At 62.5% G+C, this 19,162-nt stretch carries 22 protein-coding genes; 7 read left to right on the top strand and 15 right to left on the bottom strand.

The genetic code is table 11. The features are described 5' to 3' along the window. Positions 1-52: 52 nt before the first annotated feature. Positions 53-439, bottom strand: a complete 387-nt coding sequence (locus tag ACZ5RT_RS00245) for a YraN family protein (RefSeq protein WP_291929954.1) — start codon at positions 437-439, stop codon at positions 53-55. 14 nt (positions 440-453) lie between these two features. Between ACZ5RT_RS00245 and rsmI the strand changes: the two genes are divergently transcribed. Then, the gene (gene rsmI / locus ACZ5RT_RS00240) at positions 454-1,353 is read left to right on the top strand and encodes a 16S rRNA (cytidine(1402)-2'-O)-methyltransferase (RefSeq protein ID WP_291929991.1); all 900 of its coding nucleotides are present in this window, start codon (positions 454-456) and stop codon (positions 1,351-1,353) included. Positions 1,354-1,520: 167 nt separating this feature from the next. Here the strand turns inward: rsmI and ACZ5RT_RS00235 are convergent, their stop codons facing one another. From ACZ5RT_RS00235 to hpaR, 13 genes are all read right to left on the bottom strand, one after another. Then, the gene (locus tag ACZ5RT_RS00235) at positions 1,521-2,444 is read right to left on the bottom strand and encodes a DMT family transporter (protein ID WP_291929952.1); all 924 of its coding nucleotides are present in this window, start codon (positions 2,442-2,444) and stop codon (positions 1,521-1,523) included. Positions 2,445-2,505: 61 nt separating this feature from the next. Continuing rightward, positions 2,506-2,667: a hypothetical protein gene (locus ACZ5RT_RS00230; protein WP_158268723.1), complete on the bottom strand. Its 162-nt coding sequence runs from the start codon at positions 2,665-2,667 to the stop codon at positions 2,506-2,508. Between the two features lie 101 nt (positions 2,668-2,768). After that, entirely contained in the window at positions 2,769-3,779 is a 1,011-nt protein-coding gene (locus ACZ5RT_RS00225) for a 2-dehydropantoate 2-reductase (RefSeq protein WP_464453164.1), read from the bottom strand. An 8-nt stretch (positions 3,780-3,787) separates the two neighbouring features. Further along, positions 3,788-4,582 (bottom strand): class II aldolase/adducin family protein, encoded by a 795-nt coding sequence (locus tag ACZ5RT_RS00220; protein ID WP_464453163.1) that lies wholly within the window; start codon positions 4,580-4,582, stop codon positions 3,788-3,790. Between the two features lie 25 nt (positions 4,583-4,607). Then, complete coding sequence (locus ACZ5RT_RS00215) at positions 4,608-5,597, bottom strand: Bug family tripartite tricarboxylate transporter substrate binding protein (protein WP_464453162.1); 990 nt, start codon at positions 5,595-5,597, stop codon at positions 4,608-4,610. Positions 5,598-5,662: 65 nt separating this feature from the next. Continuing rightward, entirely contained in the window at positions 5,663-6,478 is an 816-nt protein-coding gene (locus tag ACZ5RT_RS00210) for an HpcH/HpaI aldolase/citrate lyase family protein (protein WP_291929942.1), read from the bottom strand. Positions 6,479-6,571: 93 nt separating this feature from the next. Next, on the bottom strand, positions 6,572-7,387 hold the full coding sequence (hpaH, locus tag ACZ5RT_RS00205) for a 2-oxo-hept-4-ene-1,7-dioate hydratase (protein WP_464453161.1): 816 nt from the start codon (positions 7,385-7,387) through the stop codon (positions 6,572-6,574). A gap of 36 nt (positions 7,388-7,423) precedes the next feature. Beyond that, the gene (locus ACZ5RT_RS00200; RefSeq protein WP_464453160.1) at positions 7,424-7,855 is read right to left on the bottom strand and encodes a 5-carboxymethyl-2-hydroxymuconate isomerase; all 432 of its coding nucleotides are present in this window, start codon (positions 7,853-7,855) and stop codon (positions 7,424-7,426) included. Between the two features lie 135 nt (positions 7,856-7,990). Next, positions 7,991-8,917: a 3,4-dihydroxyphenylacetate 2,3-dioxygenase gene (hpaD, locus tag ACZ5RT_RS00195; protein WP_291929936.1), complete on the bottom strand. Its 927-nt coding sequence runs from the start codon at positions 8,915-8,917 to the stop codon at positions 7,991-7,993. 36 nt (positions 8,918-8,953) lie between these two features. Next, entirely contained in the window at positions 8,954-10,423 is a 1,470-nt protein-coding gene (gene hpaE / locus ACZ5RT_RS00190) for a 5-carboxymethyl-2-hydroxymuconate semialdehyde dehydrogenase (RefSeq protein WP_464453159.1), read from the bottom strand. Between the two features lie 124 nt (positions 10,424-10,547). After that, positions 10,548-11,312 carry a fumarylacetoacetate hydrolase family protein gene (locus ACZ5RT_RS00185; protein WP_422171321.1) on the bottom strand — a complete coding sequence of 255 codons (765 nt, stop codon included), beginning with the start codon at positions 11,310-11,312 and terminating at the stop codon, positions 10,548-10,550. Then, the gene (locus tag ACZ5RT_RS00180; RefSeq protein ID WP_464453158.1) at positions 11,309-11,953 is read right to left on the bottom strand and encodes a fumarylacetoacetate hydrolase family protein; all 645 of its coding nucleotides are present in this window, start codon (positions 11,951-11,953) and stop codon (positions 11,309-11,311) included. Before ACZ5RT_RS00180 ends, ACZ5RT_RS00185 begins: the two co-directional genes overlap by 4 nt. Further along, entirely contained in the window at positions 11,950-12,441 is a 492-nt protein-coding gene (hpaR, locus tag ACZ5RT_RS00175; RefSeq protein WP_464453157.1) for a homoprotocatechuate degradation operon regulator HpaR, read from the bottom strand. Before hpaR ends, ACZ5RT_RS00180 begins: the two co-directional genes overlap by 4 nt. Positions 12,442-12,847: 406 nt before the next feature. Here hpaR and ACZ5RT_RS00170 point away from each other — a divergent pair, with 406 nt between their 5' ends. The 6 genes from ACZ5RT_RS00170 to ACZ5RT_RS00145 all read left to right on the top strand — a co-directional run bounded on the left by ACZ5RT_RS00170 (position 12,848) and on the right by ACZ5RT_RS00145 (position 17,770). Beyond that, entirely contained in the window at positions 12,848-13,588 is a 741-nt protein-coding gene (locus ACZ5RT_RS00170) for an alpha/beta hydrolase (protein WP_464453156.1), read from the top strand. A 9-nt stretch (positions 13,589-13,597) separates the two neighbouring features. Beyond that, positions 13,598-14,647 carry an NAD(P)H-dependent flavin oxidoreductase gene (locus tag ACZ5RT_RS00165; RefSeq protein ID WP_464453155.1) on the top strand — a complete coding sequence of 350 codons (1,050 nt, stop codon included), beginning with the start codon at positions 13,598-13,600 and terminating at the stop codon, positions 14,645-14,647. A 28-nt stretch (positions 14,648-14,675) separates the two neighbouring features. Further along, entirely contained in the window at positions 14,676-16,061 is a 1,386-nt protein-coding gene (gene radA / locus ACZ5RT_RS00160; RefSeq protein WP_464453154.1) for a DNA repair protein RadA, read from the top strand. Between the two features lie 17 nt (positions 16,062-16,078). Continuing rightward, positions 16,079-16,519, top strand: a complete 441-nt coding sequence (locus ACZ5RT_RS00155; RefSeq protein WP_422170532.1) for a glycerate kinase — start codon at positions 16,079-16,081, stop codon at positions 16,517-16,519. A gap of 94 nt (positions 16,520-16,613) precedes the next feature. Further along, a complete protein-coding gene (locus tag ACZ5RT_RS00150; protein ID WP_291929920.1) occupies positions 16,614-17,552 on the top strand; it encodes a branched-chain amino acid transaminase in 939 nt (312 codons plus the stop codon). Between the two features lie 11 nt (positions 17,553-17,563). Further along, on the top strand, positions 17,564-17,770 hold the full coding sequence (locus tag ACZ5RT_RS00145) for a zinc-finger domain-containing protein (RefSeq protein WP_291915176.1): 207 nt from the start codon (positions 17,564-17,566) through the stop codon (positions 17,768-17,770). Positions 17,771-17,820: 50 nt separating this feature from the next. On the opposite strand, the gene ACZ5RT_RS00140 is transcribed toward ACZ5RT_RS00145, so the two are convergent. Next, positions 17,821-19,161 carry a HAMP domain-containing sensor histidine kinase gene (locus ACZ5RT_RS00140; RefSeq protein WP_464453153.1) on the bottom strand — a complete coding sequence of 447 codons (1,341 nt, stop codon included), beginning with the start codon at positions 19,159-19,161 and terminating at the stop codon, positions 17,821-17,823. Between the last annotated feature and the right edge of the window lies 1 nt (position 19,162).

The raw sequence follows: 19,162 nt of genomic DNA, 5'->3' as shown, positions 1-19,162 counted from the left end.
TAACCCCGCCCACAGCGCTGCCGCCCTGAAATACAGTTTTTTACCCGGGATTTCAGGCGGCATCAAAAGCGGCCTGCAGCCATTGCGGCCCATTGGCCTCGATGGTCACCACGTCAAAGCGTGCTGGGGGAAGTTGACGCCAGCGCAAGAGGTAATGGTGGGCCGCAAAAATAATGCGCCTTTGCTTCGCATGGCCGATGCTCGCGGCCGCACCGCCATGGTCGGTGCGGCTGCGTTTTCTGACCTCGACAAACACCACGGTGCCATCGGCGGACTGCATGATCAGGTCGATTTCACCGCCGCCACGGCCGGGGGTCCGATAATTGCGCTGCAGCAAGCGCAAACCACGCGCCTGCAAATAGGCCAGCGCCTCGTCTTCGCCCGCATCACCCCGGGCTTTGGTGGTCTGGCCCACCTTGTCTTTTTTGAGGAATTGCATTGACGCCCTCTCCCTTGTCTGCCTCGTTCGCCAAAGCCCTAGAAGCCGCGCACGACGCCGCCGGATCGCAAAACCACCCGGCCAGCACACTGTATGTCGTGGCGACCCCGATTGGCAACCTCGCCGACATCAGCCTGCGTGCGTTGCATGTTTTGTCGCAGGTGGATGCCGTTGCCTGCGAGGACACCCGCCACACCCAGCAGCTGCTCAGGGCCTATGGTCTGGACCGTCCTGGCTCGCAGCTGTTGGCGGTTCACCAGCACAACGAAGCCGAAGCCGCCCACAACGTGATCACCCGCCTGGGCCAAGGCGAGCGGGTGGCGTACGTGAGCGATGCAGGCACCCCCGCCATCAGCGATCCCGGTGCCCGGCTGGTGAGCGCCGTGCGCCAAGCCGGTTACCGCGTGTTGCCCTTGCCGGGGGCCAGCAGCGTGACCACCGCGCTCAGCGCATCGGGCATGACGGGTGACGACGGCTTTGTGTTCGCGGGTTTTTTACCCAGCAAGTCGGCCGAACGCGCACGCGCCGTGCAAAGCCTGGCGATGGAAAGCCGAGCCGTGGTGCTGCTGGAAGCACCGCACCGCATCGAAGCCTTGGCACAAGCGCTGTCGGTGCTGGGCGAACGCGCCATCACTGTGGGGCGCGAGTTGAGCAAGCAATTTGAACAAATCGAAACCCTCAGCGCTCAGGCCCTGCCGGGCTGGTTGGCTGAAAAACCCGAGCGTCTGCGCGGTGAGTTTGTGCTGGTGCTGCACGACGCGCCAGTGGCGGCATCTGCAGGTGAGGGCTTGCGGGTGTTGCAAGTGCTGCTGCCCGAACTGCCCCTGAAAACCGCCGTCAAACTCGCTGCCGAGATCACGGGCGAGTCCAAAAACGAGCTTTACGACAAGGCCTTGGCGCTGAAGAACGGCTGAGCGCTGTGCAGGCGGCTGCTCGCATATGGGATCAGCCTCTTGGTGGGAGCGAGCCCCTGCTCGCGAATTTTGGCCGGAGCCACATCACGCATTCGGCCGAAGGGGCAGCCTCCCACAACAAAGGCTTCAAATTTTTTACAGCCATGGTGGGCCGCTAACGAAAGGTTTCAGCGCTTGCGCAGACCCAGCCACATGACGGTGGCGACCACCACCAAAGCGCCGACCAATTGCATGGGCGCGATCGTTTGCCCCAAGAGCGCCCAGGCCAGCACCAGCGCAAAGACCGGCTCCACATTCATGATGGCCGAGTTACCCACCACGCCCAACTTGGGCAGCACGGTGAACATGATGGTGAAGGCCGTGCCGTACAACAACGTCAAGGCCCCCAGGCCCCACCAGCCTGCACTGGCGTTGGGCAAATGGATGCCGCTTTGGGTCAGGGCCACCACAGCCGCCAAAATCGCCACCGTGCCCATGGTGGTGAAAGTGCGCAAGCGCCCGTCCACGTCGGCTGCTTCGTGCTGGGTGATGACCAGCGCCAAACCGAAGGTGGCGGACGCAGCCAGCGCAAATGCCACGCCTGCGCCAATCTGGCCCCAGTGCTCGGCAGCCCCGAGGCCTGAAGCCGCGCCCAGCACATCCAGCGCCAGCGCCAGACCCAGCAGCATCACCGGCATGGCCAGCAAGACCATGCGCTCAGGGCGGTGGCCGTACAGGACACGCGCCCAAAACGCGGTCAACAAAGGGTAGGTGTTGAAGGCCAGCAAGGCCAAGGCCACGGGCAAACGTGCCACGGCCGAGTAAAGGCAAACACTTTGAATGGCGATCAAAGCGCCGATCAGCAAGAGGCTTTTTCGGTGACGGCCCGTGAGTTGCAGCGAGACCTTTTGTTGCCACAGAATCAAGGCGACCACGAAGGCGGTGACGGTGCTGCGAAAGGTGACGGCGGTCACCACGTCCACCCCATGGTTGAAGGCCGTGCGGGCCGCGACATGGTTGGCGCCCATCATCAGGGCGATCAGCAAGAGCGTGAGGAATCCGGTCAGGGACAACCGGGACAAGGGAGCGGGGGGTGCTGAGGCAGAGGACATGGGGGCAATTTAACGCCCCGCAAGCCTGGGAGATGACATCCAAGCGACTGGATGAAGGGGGTCAGGCCCCGGCGTAGGTGTTGGCAGCGCGTTTGTTTTTCAGTCGCTCTGCGCGGGCCATGGCCTCGTGGATGTCGTCGCGTTCGATGTCCTGAACGGTCTTGAAATACAAAACACCCAGAAAAACCATCAAAACACCCAAGAGAAGCATTGAAATCAACATAAAAGCACCTTTTAATACCAAAGCATCTATAATTGTTTGCTAAGGTGATTATGAGTCAAAGATACTGCTTAAGTTGTTAAAGATTGTTAGATGGGTGCTGTTCAACGGTCAGCGCGGGTCTCGTACAGCCCCAGCCCTTGGGCATGCAAGCGGCTGAGGCCCAGCAAAACATCGGTCAGTGGCGTTGGGACCTGGGTGAGTTGACCCAACTCACGCACCGCCGACACCAGCGCATCGAGCTCCACAGGCTTTGACGCCTGCACGTCCTGCAGCATGGAGGTGCGAAACGCCCCCAGTTTGCGCGTCACCGCATGACGGTCTTCAGGCTCCTGCGCAATGGGGATGCCGATCTGAGCCCCGATGGCTTTGGCTTCGAGCATGACGCCCGAGATAAATTGGCGCACCAAGGGGTCGTCCAGGATCCGATCGGTGGTGGCCCCGGTGAAGGCGCTGATCGGGTTGATCGTCATGTTGCCCCAAAGTTTGTACCAGATGTCTTTCTGGATTTGCGGCGACAGCGTGGCATTGAAGCCCGCCAGACGCAGCAGCGCGTGCAGCGCTTGCACACGCGGGGTGGTCTCTCCAGAAGGCTCGCCCACGATCAGTCCGTCACCAAAGTGGTGGCGAATGACGCCAGGCGCATCCACCGAGCAGCTGGCATGGACCACGCAGCCGATGATGTGCCGAGCAGGCAAGGCACGGGCGATGGCACCGCCCGGGTCCACCGCGTCGAGCGAACGCCCAGCCACAGGGCCACCGAAACCCTGCAAAAACCACCACGGGACACCGTTCATGGCCGTCAACACCACGGTGTGCGGGCCGATCAACGGACCCACCTGCTGTGCCACTGTGGCCAAGGCCGGGGCCTTGACAGCGATCACCACCAGGTCCTGCTCGCCCAGCGCGGCAGCATCGCTGGAGGCCTTCACGGGCACGGTGTGCGACTCGCCGCCTTGGTGCAATTGCAAGCCGTGCTGCTGCAAAGCTTGCAGCGTGTCCCCGCGTGCCAGCACGCTCAGCTGCGCACCAGCACGCGCCAAATGCACGCCCATCCAGCCGCCGATGGCTCCTGCACCGACGATGGCGATTTTTTGGAATGGCATCTCGTTCATCTTGTCGCTCATGCACGCCACCCCGCATCGATGCGGTCCACCTGGCGCACCAGGGCATCAAACACATCCTGTCCTGCACCGTGGTTCGGGTTGAACTGCAGCGCGTCGCGCGTGCACTTGGCGGCAATCGCTTCGGGCACGGGAATCGGTGTGCCCATGCTTTGCGTGGCCAGCTGGATTTCGCAGGCGCGCTGCAGCGTCCACAAGATCGCAAAGGCCTGCGGCAAGGTATGACCCCAGGACAACAAGCCATGGTTGCGCAAAATCACGGCGGGCTTGTCGCCAATGCTCTGGAGCACACGCGGGCCCTCTTCGGCGTGGATGGTGATGCCCTCGAAGTCGTGGTAAGCCACCATGCCGTGCAACTGCGCCGAATAAAAATTGCTTTGCGACAGGCCCCCCTCCAGGCACGCCACCGCCACGCCCGCCGTGGTGTGGGTGTGCATCACGCAGTGCGCGCCTTCGATGCCGCCGTGCAGCGTAGCATGCACCACGAACCCGGCGGGGTTGACCTTGTAGGGCGAGCCATCGAGCACCTCGCCTTGCAGGTTGATCTTGACCAGGTTGCTGGCGGTGACTTCGCTGTAATGCAGCCCAAAAGGGTTGATCAAGAAATGCTTTTCACCCCCCGTGGCGCTGTCGGGCAGACGCAGCGTGATGTGGTTGTAGATCATCTCGGTCCAGCCGAGCATGGCAAACACGCGGTAGCAGCTGGCCAGCTGGCGTCGCGCCTGCCATTCATCAGGGTGCATGTGCGCTGGGGCAGGCACATCGGTGGGCACAGATTTCAAAATGGCATTCATGGCGCGAACTCCAGACCTATAAAAATCAAGCCTCGGCGGTGAAGCCAATGGTCTTGACGATGGGGGCCCACTTGGCCGTGTCCTTGCGGATCAGCTCGGTGAGCTCGGCGGGCGAGCTGGACATGGCCTCGAGGCCAAAAGTGGCCAGGCCGTCGATCACGTCCTTGGATGCCAGGGCGCTCTTGACGGCCGCATTCAGGCGCGCCACCACCTCGGGCGTGGCCTTGGCAGGCAGGAAGAAGGCGAACCACTCGCTGTGCACCATGTCCTTGAGGCCTTGCTCAGCGTAAGTGGGTACATCGGGCGCGAAACGGTTGCGCTTGGCACCCGATGTGGCCAGGATGCGCACCTTGCCCGTGGACAGGTGCTGGGTGATGTCACCGATGGGGCCGCTGACTGCTGCGATCTGGCCGCCCAGCAGGTCAAGCATGGCCGGTTGGGTGCCACGGTAAGCGACGTGCTTGATCTCGACCCCGGCATGGCGTCCGAGCAAAGCGCCCACAAAGTGCGGTGTAGAGCCTGCGGCGGGCGAGCCGAAGTTGGCCAAAGTGGGGTTGGCCTTGGCCCAGGCCATGAAGTCGTTGATGTTCTTGACGCTGTCGGGCACAGCCGGGCCCACGGCAAAGCCGAAGTCGAACACGCAAGCCAAAGACACCGGGCTCAGGTCGGTGGCTGGGTCGTAGCTGAGCTTTTTGTAGATGTGCGGGTAAATCGTCAGCATCGAGGTGGGCGTCTGCAGCATGGTGCTGCCATCGGCCGGCTGGCTCTTGACGAACTGAATGGCGATCTGACCGCCCGCACCCGTCTTGTTTTCGACCACAGCGGTCTTGGCATAGCTGCCCGTCAGGCGAGCGGCCACGCGGCGGCAAGTGGTGTCCGAGGTGCCCCCAGCGGCAAAGCCGGTGACGATCTTGAAGTTGTCAATCTGGGCCTGGGCCATGACCTGCCGGCCCAGTGTGGCCAGTACAGCGCCGGCACTGGCAGATTGGACGAATTGACGACGGGAAATGCGCATGGAAGTCTCCTGGTTGAATGTGAAAAACGCTCGCTGAAAAATGGAATGGGGCCACTGGCACCGTGTCAATAAGTCTGGCCTTTGTCGGCCGACACCGCCTTGACTGTGGTTTTGAAGTGCGCAGCCAGCTCGGCAGTCTGGCGCATCAGGATTTGTGTGTCCAGACCCACCGCGACAAACACTGCGCCCAGTTTCAAGTACTGCTCGGCCAACTGACGGTCGGGGGTCAGGATGCCCGGCGCCTTGCCGGCTTTCAGGATGCGGGCGATCGCGTCGGCAATCGCGGCCTGCACATCGGGGTGCGCGGCGTTGCCCACATGGCCCATGGAGGCCGAGAGGTCGGCTGGGCCAATGAACACGCCGTCCACGCCGGGCGTGGCGACGATGGCATCGAGGTTCTTCAGCGCTTCGCGTGATTCGACCTGCACCAGCAGGCAAACCTCTTCGTTGGCGCGCTTGAAGTAGTCGCTGTAGTGACCCCAGCGCGAAGCACGTGCCCCGGCCATGCCCCGCACGCCGCCCTGGCCGTCGTCTTGCGGGTAACGCATGGCACGCACCAACTGCGCGGCCTGCTCGGCGGTATCGACCATGGGCACCAGGATGTTTTGCGCCCCCAGGTCCAGGTATTGTTTGATGAGCGCCGTCTCCCCCACAGGCACACGGCACACCGGGTGGCTGACGGGGTAAGCAGCCAGGGTTTGCAACTGGGCCTGGATGCTGGACAGGTCGTTGGGCGCATGTTCACCGTCAATCACCAACCAATCGAATCCGGCCAAAGCACAGATTTCGGCGGTGTAGGCGCTGGCCAGTCCCATCCAGAGGCCGATTTGAGGGCGTTTGTCTTGGAGCGCTTGCTTGAAGAGGTTCACAGGGGTGTTCATGGGTCAGTTCCTTGGGTGATGGCTTAGAAGAGGGTGCTGATCGGGCCTGGCGGGCCTGGCCCGATCAGCGCGGGCATTCGTAGCGGCCAGGTGTTAAGTGAACTTGAACTCCAGCTTGCCCAAAGGCCCGTAGTCCGCGTCGAACACATCGCCTACTTTAGCCGGAGCTGGTTTGGTGAAGGAACCGGCCAGCACGATCTCGCCAGCTTGCAAATGTTCGCCCCAAGGCGCGAGCTTGTTGGCCAACCAGGCGATGCCCACGGCCGGGTGGCCCTGCACGCCCGCAGCCAGACCCGTTTCCTCGACCACGCCGTTTTGTCGCAGCACCGCACCGCACCAGGGCAAGTCGGTGGTGAGCGGGTCGACCCGCTTGGCGCCGAGCACGATGCCCGCGTTGGCCGCGTTGTCGCTGATGGTGTCGTAGACCTTGCGCATCACCTTGGTGTGGCGGTCGAACTGCTCGATGCGCGAGTCGATGATCTCGATGGCGGGTGTCACGTAATCGGTGGCCTCTAGGACCTGCTGCACCGTCACATGGGGGCCGCGCAGTTCTTTTTTGAGGATGAAGGCCAGCTCCACCTCGACACGCGGCGCGATGAAATTCGTGAACGGGATGTCCAGCACCTGACCGGGCGTGCAGGTGTAGAGCATGTCATCGAGCAGGGTGCCGTAGTCGGGCTCGTCGATCTGGCTGGAGACCTGCATGGCGCGGCTTGTCAGGCCAATCTTGTGGCCAATCAGGGTGCGCCCTTCGGCGAACTTGATCTGCATCCAGGCGCGGTTGATGCGGTAGCCATCGTCGATGGTCATGCCCGGGAAGCGCTTGGAAAAGTGCTCGATCTGGGTGCGCGATTTTTCGGACTGGTTGAGCTCTTGCGCGAGCTGCTGGATCAAGGCGTCGTCAAACATGTCGGCGTTCCCACAAAAATCAGATTCAATGTCATGTCAGACCTTGTTGAAGAGGGGGTGAAGGTTGCTGTGCTTGGCGTCGAACACTTCGGGGCCAACGTCGATCTGCAGCGTGATGCCGATGTGGCGTTGCGCCATGACCGGGGCAAAAAACGCCTTGGCCACTTCGACCAGGGTTTGGCCTGCGCCTTGCTGCACCGCCTCGCTGCGCCCTCGGCCCATGCGCAGGTTCAGGTACACAAAGGCGTAGTCGCCTGTGCCGCCCGCAGCTTGACCTGCTGCACCGCCATCGGCCACGGCGTAGTGCGGCGCGGGGTAGGCCAGCACACGCGTGCCGCCCGTAGGGAAAACTTGTTGGCCTTGCTCGTCCTGCACGGTGAGCATGGCGTCGGCCATTTGACGGCAGAGGGTGGTCATATTGACCTCAGCGTCCAGCTGACCGGTATAAAGGATCACGAGGTGAGGCATGGTGGACCTTCTGACTTTGTCATGCGAACTTCAGACTTTGTCATCCTCGGGCTTGACCCGAGGATCCATGCTGAACCACAGAGGGATCCCGGATCCAGTCCGGGATGACAGGGAGAGACATCCCGCTGGCTCATTTCACAGCCTGGTGCTCACCGCCGTGTAACCCTCGGCATGGCTGGCCACAGCAGCGGGCACTTTGGCGCCGTCCTGCGGTGTGACTTCAAAAATGGCATTGAGCTGGCCCGTGCCGCTCGCGCCAAAGTACGGGGTCACCATGTCCACTGTGCCGTCATAGCCCGTCCAGCCCAGGGCCCCCATCAGCATGGCGGTGTCGTGCATGAAGCCTTCGCCGTGGCCTTTGCTGGCGTACTCGGGCAGCATCTCGCAAAAGGCTTTCCACTCGCGGTTCGCCCACATCTGGAGCACTTGCTTATCGAGCTGCTCCAGAAACGGGCTCCAGATCTTGTGGGCGAACTCCGGCGCCAGACCGTTCTGCGCAAAGCGGTGCGAGAGCGAGCCGCTGGCGAGGAACGCCACCTTGCCGTCGTAATGCTTTTCCACCGCCTCGCGCATGGCCCAGCCCAGGCGGGCGCTGTCGTTGAGGTAATGCACCATGCACAGGGCCGAGACCGAGACAACCTTGAAGTGCTGGTCTTCGTTCATGTAGCGCAGCGGCACCAGCGTGCCGTACTCGGGGTCGAGCGTGGTGTTGTCGTGCGCCAGCGTTTCCACGCCATGTTCATTGGCAACCTTGGCCAGCAGGTGCCCCAGCTCGGGGTTGCCGGGCGACTCGAACGCCATGTGGTTGATGAAATGCGGCAGCTCGTTGCTGGTGTAGCTGCCCTTGAAGTGCGGCGCGCAGTTGATGTGGTAGTTCGCATTCACCAGCCAGTGCGTGTCAAACACCACCAAGGTGTCCACCCCCAGAGCACGGCAGCGGCGGCTGATTTCCTTGTGGCCGTCGATGGCGCTTTGGCGCGTGCCAAAACGCGGCCCGGGAATCTCACTCAGGTACATGCTGGGCACATGGGTGATTTTGGCGGCCAATGCGAGCTTACCCATGACGAGCACTCCTGGTGTTTTCGAGTTGTCCCATGGTCAAACTCCCCAATGTGGAATGTGATGCGAACCCATCGAGACCGCCACGTTTTTGGGCTCGCAGAACACTTCGTAGCTCCAGGTGCCGCCTTCGCGGCCGGTGCCGCTGGCTTTGGTGCCGCCGAAGGGCTGGCGCAGGTCGCGCACGTTCTGGCTGTTGACGAAGCACATGCCCGCCTCGACTGCGGCGGCCACGCGGTGGGCCTTGCCCAGGTTTTCGGTCCAGACGTAGCTGCTCAATCCATATTCGATGTCGTTGGCCTTTTCAATCGCGTCCGCCTCGTCCTTGAACGGGATCAGGCAAGCCACCGGGCCGAAGATTTCTTCTTGCGCGATGCGCATGGAATTCTGAACATCGGCAAACACCGTGGGCCAGACGAAGTTGCCTTTTTGCACATGGGCGGACAGGTCGGCGGCATAAGACGGCTGGTCCAGACCGCCGCAGAGCATGGTCGCGCCTTCTTTGGGGCCCAGCTCGATGTAGCTGCGCACCTTGGCCAGGTGGGCCTTGGAGATCATCGGGCCGACGATGGTTTTTTCATCCAGCGGGTCGCCCACGGTGATGCGCTTGGCGCGTTCGGCAAATTTCGCGGCAAAGTCGGCATAGCTGCTTTGCTGCACCAGAATGCGGCTGCCCGCAGTGCAACGCTCACCGTTGTTGCTGAAAATCATGAACACGGCAGCGTCCAAGGCGCGATCGAGATCGGCGTCTTCAAAAATCACAAAGGGGCTCTTACCGCCGAGTTCCATGCTGAACTTCTTGAGGCCCGCGCTTTGGACGATGCGGTTGCCCGTGACGGTGGAGCCAGTGAAGCTGATGGCGCGCACATCGCGGTGCGAGACCAGCGGCTCGCCCGCTTCTTTGCCGTAGCCATGCACCAGGTTGAGCACGCCTGCAGGCACGCCCGCTTCCAGCGCCAGCTCGCCCAAGCGGGCGGCCGTGAGGGGCGACAGCTCGCTCATCTTGAGCACAGCGGTGTTGCCAAAAGCCAGGCAGGGCGCGACCTTCCAGGTGGCGGTCATGAAGGGCACGTTCCACGGGCTGATGAGCGCGCACACACCCACCGGGTGGAACAGGGTGTAGTTCAGGTGCGTGGGCGTGGGGTAGGTGTGGCCGTCCACGCGGGTGCACATCTCGGCGAAATAGTGGAAGTTGTCGGCCGCACGCGGCACCAGCTGCTTGCCGGTCTGGCTGATGGTCTGGCCACAGTCTTTGGTTTCGGTTTCCGAAATCTCGGGCACGTGTTTCGTGATCAGGTCGCCCAGCTTGCGCATGATCTTGGCGCGCTCGGTCGCTGGCGTGTTGGCCCATTTGGGGAAGGCGGCTTTGGCGGCGGCCACGGCGGCGTTGACTTCCGCTTCGCCGCCCGAAGCGACTTCGGCCAGCACTTCTTGCGTGGCGGGGTTGATGGTTTCAAAGTAGTCGCTGCCCGCGACGGATTGGCCGTTGATGAGGTGGTCGATTTTCATGTCGTGTCTTTCTTTCAGGCTTGTCGGGGCTGAAGCCACCGACCTACTGGGCTGTCATTCCCGCGAACGCGGGTATGACACATCAGGTGCATGATGTCCGGCTGACCAGATGCCGTGACCTTGCTCATGCGGCCACGATGGTGTTGGTCAAAGCCCCGATGCCCTCGATCTCGGTGACGATCACGTCGCCGGGCTCCACGTTCACGATGCCGTCGGGCGTGCCGGTCAGGATCAGGTCGCCGGGATTGAGCGTCATGAAACTGCTGAAGTATTCGATCAGCGTGGGCACATCAAAAATCATGTCGGCCGTGCTGCCGCTTTGCGTGACCTGGCCGTTGACGGTGGTCTGTAACTTGAGCGCCATGGGGTTGGGGATGTCGGCGGCGTCCACCAGCCAAGGGCCAATCGGTGTGCAGGTGTCGCGGTTCTTCACACGCAGGTTGGGGCGGTACCAGTTTTCCAGGTAATCGCGGATGGCGTAGTCATTGGCCACGGTGTAGCCGGCAATGTGGTCGTAGGCATCGGCCTTCTTCACATGGCGCGCCGTGCGGCCGATCACCACGGCCAGTTCGCATTCATAGTGCATGTACTTCACGTCGGCCGGGCGCTTGGTGAAGGCTTTGTGGCCGATCAGCGAGGCTTCTCCCTTCATGAAGGCCAGGGGTTCTTCGGGCGCCTTGAAGGCCAATTCCTTGGCGTGGTCGGCGTAGTTCAGGCCCAGCGCGATCACGGTGCGTGCCTGAGCTGTGGATGCGAGCGGAGGCAGCCAGACGACCTCGTCAAAAGCCACGCGGCGGCCCTTGTGCGGCCCTTGGGTGATGAGCAACTGGCCGTCGGCTTCAACGGCTTGCTGGATGGCGCCGGACCAGGCGATGCGGGCGTGTTTCATGCGGCACCTCGAACCGTAGTGATGACCGAGGCAAAGCCTGGCGCGGAAATCTCCACCTGGTCACCGGCTTTGGCGCGTGGGCGCGTGCCGTCTGCCAGGCAGTCTGTTCCGACCATCAGCACATCACCGGGTTGCAGCGTCATGAACTCGCCCACATCGGCCAGCAGTGCGGACAGATTGCGCATCAGACCCCGCAGATTGACGGTTTGCACCCGCTCGCCGTTGCGGCGCACATCCATTTGCAATGTGGCCCAGTCCTGCACCTGGCCGCTCGTGACCTGCGCGGGCAAGCCTAGAAAACCGTCGCGGCAGCGGAACTTGACCGGTGGGCGGTAATAGCTGGTGTGCGGCACGCTCCAGTCATTGAGCAGTACGGCGCCCACGACCTGCGCCTGTTCACCGATCACCAGACCCAGCGTGGCGCCGATGTCCACTTCGCTCACGCCGTCCTGCAGCAGCAGGTCCTGCCCAGCGGGGCAGAAAGTGTTGGCCGTCTTGACGTAAAGCACGGGCGCTTGGGGTGCGGCCTTGTGCGGGTCCTGCGTCATGCGCGCAGACCACAGGTCCCACTCTCGGCGGAAATTCAGCAAGGTGCCGTACACCGTGCCTTTCGGGGTCCATCGGAGGGTCCACGGGTTCATCGTTCTTCTTCCTCGGCCAGTTCCTCGGCGGTTTCGGTGTCAGGGCTTTCCAGCGCGATCAGTTCATCCAGCAGGGCATACATCTGTCTGAGCTTGCCTTTGCCCAACTGCTGCTCCATCCAGCTGTAATGGGCCTCAATGGTTTGCGACAGCGCCTGCACCTTGTCCAAGCCCAGAGCCGTGGCACGCACCACACTGCGGCGGGCGTCCTGCGGGCAGCGCTCGCGCACGATCAGGCCATCGCGCTCCATGCGCGAGAGCACGCCCGTCAGACTGGGCCCCAGCAGGTAGGCCTCGCGGGCAACACGACCAGTTTCGATGCCGGCCGGCTCATGGGCATGCTCGCCCAGCACCCGCAGCACACGCCATTGCTGATCAGACAGACCATGCTCGCGCAGGCTGGGGCGCGTGTGGGCCATGACGGCCTCACGCGCCTGCAGCAGCAGGCGCGGCAGGTTGCGGTGGACAAAGGGGGTGGAACGGCTCATTTATTTAACATGTTAAATGAATTCCAACCTTTACCCATGCGGGTTTCTACCGAGAAACGCCATCACGCACTCCAAGCCGATGAAACTTTTCCAATAAGATGGCTTAGCACTTGGAGGTTTCGTGGTCCTTTTCCGTCATTTGAAACATTGGTTGCTGGCCGCATGCCTGAGTCTCGTGGGGCTGGGATGTGCAGCCCAGTCTGCGTCGGATTGCAAACCCGCCCCAGAAAACGTCGCCGAGTTGGTGCAAATCCGTCCACGTTTTCATACGGTCAAGGGGCCTTTGGCTGAGTTTGACCCTTGTCACAAAGCATCCAGGCTGTCCGTTCCCACCCGCTGGAATGTCAGTCCGCTGCCCAGCAAACCCCCTTTGGTCATCATTGCGCATGGCGGCGGCGGCCTGGGCATGCTTGAAAACAACCTGGCCACAGCGCTGCGCAAGCACGACATCGCCACACTGGTTTTTGACGCCTACCAACTCAACGGTTTTTACCAAGGCTACCCCTTTTGGGGGTCACAAGCGACGAACGAATCACGCCAACGCATGATCTACAAAGCCGCCAAAGGCGCTTACGAATGGGCCCTCACGCAGTCAGACAAAGTCGACACCCGGGCCATCTTCCTGCAAGGCGTGTCAAACGGTGCAGCGGTGGTGGCCAACCTGGCCAGCGTGGTCAGTCCCGAACATGTTCGAGGTGTCATCCCGGAAGGCCTGCCGGGCATGGGCATCGGTCTGCCCGACACCGTGGCTGTGCCCGTCCGGCTTGTCTTTGGCAAGTTGGACAACTACGGCGGCAAACACCAAGAGGACTGGATGTGGCAACGCCAGGAGAGCTGCCGTGTCAACCGTCTGCCCAGCCCCGAGATCCCGATGGGCAATGCACAACAATGCAACGCACGACAAAACCCGGCAGACATGACCGAGAAACCCATCGACTGGATGCAGCGGCTCAAAACCCAAGGCGCAGACATCGACGTTTGGTTTTACGACGACGCTGCCCACGGCATTTTTCAGGGTCCCATCGACCGAAAAATGCTGACCTATGGCACCGACAACACCACCTTCTCATGGACCGGCTCCAACCCTTCCGCCAAGGAAAAAATGTTGGCCGATCTGGTCAAACTGATCCAAAGCCCACGGCCCTGACACAAACACATGAAGCCCCATCACCGATTGCTGGACATCCTGCCTCCTATCGTGCAAGCCCCCATGGCTGGCGTGCAAAACCACCGACTGGCAGCCTCTGTGTGCGAAGCCGGTGGCCTGGGTTCACTGCCAGCGGCCATGCTCAGTCTCCCCGACCTGCAAAGCGAACTCCAAGCGCTGCACCAATCCACCCAAAATCCTTACAACGTCAACTTCTTTTGCCACGCCCCGCCCGCACCCGATGACGTCCGCCAGCAGGCCTGGCATCGGACCCTGGCACCTTATTACCGCGAACTGGGGCTCGACCCTGAAACCATTCCGACAGGGCCGGGACGCGTGCCCTTCAGCGCCGAAGCGGCCCATGTGCTGGAGGCCTTTCGTCCAGCGGTGGTGAGTTTTCACTTTGGACTGCCGTCTCCCGAACTGGTTGCCCGCGTCAAAAGCTGGGGCAGTCTGGTCCTGTCTTCGGCCACCACCGTGGCCGAAGCCTTGTGGCTGCAGGCCCACGGGGCGGACGCCATCATTGCGCAGGGCCTGGAGGCCGGGGGACACCGAGGCATGTTCCTCACCGACGAGCTCAGCACCCAGGTGGGCACCTTTGCCCTGCTGCCCCAGATCGTGCAGGCGGTCCAATTGCCGGTGATTGCGGCTGGCGGGATCAGCAGCGCGGCAGGCATCGCGGCCGCCAAGGCGCTGGGTGCCGCAGGCGTGCAGGTCGGCACCGCCTACCTCTGCAGCCACGAAGCCACCACCAGCGCTCTGCACCGCAGCGCTCTGCAGTCGCCCGCCGCGCAGCACACCGCTTTGACCACCCTGTTTTCTGGACGCCCGGCGCGCGGCATCTTCAATCGCTTGATGCGCGAACTCGGGCCCCTCAACGCTGCGGCACCCGCTTTTCCCTTGGCCACGGCCGCCATCGCGCCCCTGCGCGCAGCCGCAGAAGCGGCGGGCAGCAGCGATTTCACGCCGCTGTGGTCGGGCCAGAACGCCAGTGGCTGCCGCGATTTACCCGCCGCCGACATCACCCGCGAATTTCTGCAGGCATGGGCCAGCGCATGAGCCTTGCGCTCAGGCACACTTGCACCCCATGGCCAAAGACAAATCGATATTCACCTGCACCGAATGCGGCGGCACCAGCGCCCGCTGGATGGGCAAATGCCCCAGCTGCAACGCCTGGAACACCCTGATCGAAGCCTCGGCTGAGCCCGCTGGCGGCAAGAACCGCTTTGGCTCGGTCCATGCCTCGCTGGCCCCCACCTCGGAGGTGTTGCCGCTCGCCCAAATCGAAGCGGCCGACTTCGAGCGCCACCCCACCGGCATCGACGAACTCGACCGGGTGCTGGGCGGTGGCATGGTCGAAGGTGGCGTGGTGCTGATCGGCGGCGACCCGGGCATCGGCAAATCCACCTTGCTGCTGCAGGCGGTGGACGCGCTGCAGCGCAGCGGCATGAACACCCTGTATGTCACGGGCGAAGAAAGCGGCGCACAAGTGGCCATGCGCTCTCGCCGTTTGGGCCTGCCGGACTCTGAGGTGCCCGTGTTGCCCGAGATCCAGCTGGAAAAGATTTTGCACACCCTGCAATCGCGCCAGCCCGGCATCGCCATCATCGACTCGATCCAGACGGTGTATTCGGACCAACTGACCAGCGCCCCCGGCTCGGTGGCACAGGTGCGCGAATGCGCAGCGCACCTGACGCGCACCGCCAAATCCACCGGTACCACCATCGTGCTGGTCGGCCATGTGACCAAAGAAGGCGCACTGGCTGGCCCCCGTGTGCTGGAACACATGGTGGACACGGTGCTGTACTTTGAAGGCGACACGCATTCGAACTTCCGTTTGATCCGCGCCATCAAGAACCGCTTTGGCGCGGTGAACGAAATTGGCGTGTTTGCCATGACTGAAAAAGGCCTCAAGGGTGTGAGCAACCCCAGCGCCATCTTTTTGAGCCAGCACGCCGAGCCCGTGCCCGGCAGCTGCGTGATGGTCACGCTCGAAGGCACACGCCCTCTGCTGGTCGAAATTCAGGCCCTGGTCGACAGCGGCGGGCCATCGCCCCGCCGTTTGAGCGTGGGCCTGGACCGCGACCGCCTGGCCATGCTGCTGGCCGTGTTGCACCGCCATGCGGGTGTGGCCTGCATGGACCAGGATGTGTTCGTGAACGCGGTGGGCGGTGTGCGCATCAGCGAACCGGCCGCCGACCTGGCCGTCATGCTGGCCATCACCAGCAGCTTGCGTGGCAAGCCCCTGCCCAAAGGCTTCATCGCCTTTGGCGAGGTGGGTCTGGCCGGTGAAGTGCGCCCCGCACCGCGCGGGCAAGACCGCCTGAAAGAAGCCGCAAAACTCGGCTTCAAAGTGGCCGTGGTGCCCAAAGCCAACGCACCCAAAAAGAACGACAAAGCTTTTGAGGGCTTGACGATTTACCCCGTCGAACGCATCGAAGAAGCCATGCAGGTGGTGCGAGGGTTGGACTGAAGGCACAATCCACGCCCATGAATTTCACCAAAATACTGACCCCACTGGCCATCATCGTTTTCACCGTCGGGGCTTGGCAGGCCTTTCAATGGGCGGGCATTGCCCTGGCTGTGGGGGGCGTGGTCATGTGGATCCTGCTGCACTTCACCCGCATGGTCACCATCCTGAAAAAAGCTGCCAACCGACCCATCGGCCATGTGGCCAGCGCCGTGATGCTCAACGCCAAATTGAAAAAAGGCGTCACCTTGATGCATGTCATCGCCATGACACGCTCGCTGGGTGCACTGCAAACCGAAAAAGACGCCCAACCCGAGGTTTACCGCTGGACCGATGCTGGCCAGTCACGTGTGGACTGCACCTTTGTCGGCGGCAAATTGACCGAATGGTCTCTGGAGCGCCCGGCTTCTGAAGGCAGCGAAGCCACCACACCAAACAGCGCAAGCCCTGCCCTCGACTGAGCCCGGGTGGCGCCAGCGCCAGCCCCCCCCGGACGCGAGACCTTAAAATCTCCTTTTTGTATTGTTGACTGCCCCTTCTTTAAAGGACACTTTCATGAGCGTTGTCATTCCTTCGATGTCAGACCGTGACGGCAAAATCTGGATGGACGGCCAGATGGTCGATTGGCGTGATGCCAAGATCCATGTGCTGAGCCACACCCTGCACTACGGCTGCGGCGCTTTTGAAGGCGTTCGTGCTTACAAAACCGAGCAAGGCACCGCCATCTTCCGCCTGCAGGAGCACACCGACCGCCTGTTCAACAGCGCCAAGATCCTGCGCATGGCGATCCCCTTCACCAAAGAGCAGGTCAACGAAGCCCAGCGCGCCGTGGTGCGTGAAAACAAGCTCGAAAGCGGCTACATCCGCCCCTTGACCTGGATCGGCGACAAAAAGCTGGGCGTCAGCCCCAAGGGCAACACCATCCACCTGATGGTCGCCGCCTGGACCTGGGGCGCGTACCTGGGCGAAGAAGGCATGAAGCGCGGCATCCGCGTGAAAACCAGCAGCTACACCCGCCACCACGTCAACATCACCATGACGCAAGCCAAGGCGGTGAGCAACTACACCAACTCGATCCTCGCCAACATGGAAGTGACCGACGAAGGTTACGACGAAGCCCTGTTGCTGGACACCTCGGGCTTTGTGTCCGAAGGCGCGGGCGAAAACATCTTTGTGGTCAAGGACGGCGTGATCTACACCCCCGACTTGTCGGCTGGCGCCCTGAACGGCATCACACGCAATACGGTGTTCCACATCGCCAAGGACCTGGGCCTGGAGATCGTGCAAAAGCGCATCACCCGGGACGAAATCTACATCGCCGATGAAGCCTTCTTCACCGGCACCGCCGCCGAAGTCACCCCGATCCGCGAACTCGACCGCATCCAGCTGGGCGCGGGCAGCCGTGGTCCGGTGACCGAGAAAATCCAGACCGCGTTCTTTGACATCGTCAACGGCCGCAACCCCAAATACGCCCACTGGCTGACCCGGGTTTGAGGAGTTCAAGCATGAGTACCCAAGCCGTTGAACTGCTGGCCACCGACCTGAACCCCCAGGGCGGTGTGTTTTGTCCCAGCCCCAAAGCCGACATGAAACTCTGGAACAGCCACCCCAAGGTCTATCTGGATGTGGCCAAAACCGGTGAAGCCAAGTGCCCTTATTGCGGCACCGTTTACAAACTGAAAGCGGGCGAGGTGGTGGGCCACCACCACTGAGTACCCGGTGTCGCCATCCCTGCGATGGCCGGACACATCACGGCGAACACTCAGGTGTTCGCCGTTTTGCTTTGGGGCAAGCTCACCTCGAAGCAGGCACCACCACCGGGCCGGTCTGTGCACTGCACCCGACCGCCATGGCGCTTGGCAATCGATTGGACCAGTGACAGCCCCAAGCCCACGCCGCCCACGCGTTCGCTGGCACCGGGCAGGCGGAAAAAAGGCTCGAATATCCGCTCGCGGTATTCAGGGGGTACGCCCGGGCCGTGGTCACAAACGGTGACGCGAACCGTTGAACCCTGCTGAGTCAAGGTCAGGGCAATGCCCCCTTCCTCTGGCGCTGGCTGGCCGCTCGCCCCGTAACGCCGTGCGTTCTCCAGCAGGTTGCGCACCAAACGCCGCAGCAGCTTGGCCACCCCCGGCACCTCCAGCTGCGGCTGACCTGGCAGCACTTCCAGCGTCGCCCCCACCCGCGCACACTCCTCGGCACACAGCCCCACCAGATCCACGGCCTCCACGGTGCCAATATCGGCTTCCTGGGCATCCAGGCGACTGGCCAGCAAGATTTCGTCGATCAGCTGGTCCAGCTCGGCCATGTTGCGCAAAATTTCAGTCCGGTTGCGGGCCTGCGCAGATGCATCGGCTGTGGCGCTGCCCATCAACTCCAGCCCCATGCGGATGCGGGCCAGCGGCGAGCGCAACTCGTGCGAAGCATTGGCCAGCAATGACTTTTGCGAAGCCATGAGGCCTTCGATGCGTTCGGCCGCCGCATTGAAGCGCTCGGACAGGTCGGCCACCTCGTCGTCGCCCTGCACTGGCACGCGCACCGACAAATCACCCTCACCCCAACGCTGCACACCACGCTGCAGACCTTCCAGCCGCTGCGTGAGCCTGCGCACCACCGGGTACAGCCCCATCGCCACCGCCAGGCCAATCAGGCCCAGCATCCAGAAAAACCCCGAAGGCTTGGCCCACCAGGGCATGTCCTTGCGCAAGTGAGGGGGTAAATGGGATGAAAAAGGCCCCGCACCTGCGGGCCCAAAACCTGGCATGCCCGGCATGGCATGCGGGCGGTCCCGCTCCCCATTGCGCTCCCCATTGCGCTCCCCGTTCCGCTGCACTTGCAGCTGGAGTTGCTGCCCATCGGGCAAGGTCAGATCAAACGCCAACGGTGCACCCGGCCCGGCCCGGGTGGTGCTGGCCAGCACCTCACCTTGGGCGTTCAGCACCACCCACTCGCGCGGCGCGGGCGGGGCCGCATGGTGCTCGACCGTGGCGCGCCAGGCCCAGCCCACCACCAGCATCAACAGCGTCACCACCAGCACCACGGCCAACCAAATGCGCAGGTACAGATGGCGTGACCAGTGGCGCGAGAAGCTGCGAATGGGCATG

The sequence above is a fragment of the Limnohabitans sp. TEGF003 genome (assembly GCF_055395455.1).
The sequence above is the reverse complement of the archived record's forward strand: the minus strand, read 5'-3'. Positions and strand labels throughout refer to the sequence as shown.

Bases quoted from the DNA above. Each gene is read 5' to 3' on its own strand.
- ACZ5RT_RS00245 (WP_291929954.1), bottom strand. From the start codon at position 439: ATGCAATTCCTCAAAAAAGACAAGGTGGGCCAGACCACCAAAGCCCGG.
- ACZ5RT_RS00165 (WP_464453155.1), top strand. From the start codon at position 13,598: ATGAAGCCCCATCACCGATTGCTGGACATCCTGCCTCCTATCGTGCAA.
- ACZ5RT_RS00140 (WP_464453153.1), bottom strand. From the start codon at position 19,161: ATGCCCATTCGCAGCTTCTCGCGCCACTGGTCACGCCATCTGTACCTG.
- ACZ5RT_RS00235 (WP_291929952.1), bottom strand. From the start codon at position 2,444: ATGTCCTCTGCCTCAGCACCCCCCGCTCCCTTGTCCCGGTTGTCCCTG.
- ACZ5RT_RS00220 (WP_464453163.1), bottom strand. From the start codon at position 4,582: ATGAATGCCATTTTGAAATCTGTGCCCACCGATGTGCCTGCCCCAGCG.
- radA (WP_464453154.1), top strand. From the start codon at position 14,676: ATGGCCAAAGACAAATCGATATTCACCTGCACCGAATGCGGCGGCACC.
- hpaD (WP_291929936.1), bottom strand. From the start codon at position 8,917: ATGGGTAAGCTCGCATTGGCCGCCAAAATCACCCATGTGCCCAGCATG.
- ACZ5RT_RS00170 (WP_464453156.1), top strand. From the start codon at position 12,848: ATGCTTGAAAACAACCTGGCCACAGCGCTGCGCAAGCACGACATCGCC.
- ACZ5RT_RS00210 (WP_291929942.1), bottom strand. From the start codon at position 6,478: ATGAACACCCCTGTGAACCTCTTCAAGCAAGCGCTCCAAGACAAACGC.
- ACZ5RT_RS00155 (WP_422170532.1), top strand. From the start codon at position 16,079: ATGAATTTCACCAAAATACTGACCCCACTGGCCATCATCGTTTTCACC.
- ACZ5RT_RS00150 (WP_291929920.1), top strand. From the start codon at position 16,614: ATGAGCGTTGTCATTCCTTCGATGTCAGACCGTGACGGCAAAATCTGG.
- hpaE (WP_464453159.1), bottom strand. From the start codon at position 10,423: ATGAAAATCGACCACCTCATCAACGGCCAATCCGTCGCGGGCAGCGAC.
- ACZ5RT_RS00230 (WP_158268723.1), bottom strand. From the start codon at position 2,667: ATGTTGATTTCAATGCTTCTCTTGGGTGTTTTGATGGTTTTTCTGGGT.
- ACZ5RT_RS00180 (WP_464453158.1), bottom strand. From the start codon at position 11,953: ATGAACCCGTGGACCCTCCGATGGACCCCGAAAGGCACGGTGTACGGC.
- ACZ5RT_RS00225 (WP_464453164.1), bottom strand. From the start codon at position 3,779: ATGAACGAGATGCCATTCCAAAAAATCGCCATCGTCGGTGCAGGAGCC.
- ACZ5RT_RS00215 (WP_464453162.1), bottom strand. From the start codon at position 5,597: ATGCGCATTTCCCGTCGTCAATTCGTCCAATCTGCCAGTGCCGGCGCT.
- ACZ5RT_RS00200 (WP_464453160.1), bottom strand. From the start codon at position 7,855: ATGCCTCACCTCGTGATCCTTTATACCGGTCAGCTGGACGCTGAGGTC.
- ACZ5RT_RS00185 (WP_422171321.1), bottom strand. From the start codon at position 11,312: ATGAAACACGCCCGCATCGCCTGGTCCGGCGCCATCCAGCAAGCCGTT.
- ACZ5RT_RS00145 (WP_291915176.1), top strand. From the start codon at position 17,564: ATGAGTACCCAAGCCGTTGAACTGCTGGCCACCGACCTGAACCCCCAG.
- hpaR (WP_464453157.1), bottom strand. From the start codon at position 12,441: ATGAGCCGTTCCACCCCCTTTGTCCACCGCAACCTGCCGCGCCTGCTG.
- hpaH (WP_464453161.1), bottom strand. From the start codon at position 7,387: ATGTTTGACGACGCCTTGATCCAGCAGCTCGCGCAAGAGCTCAACCAG.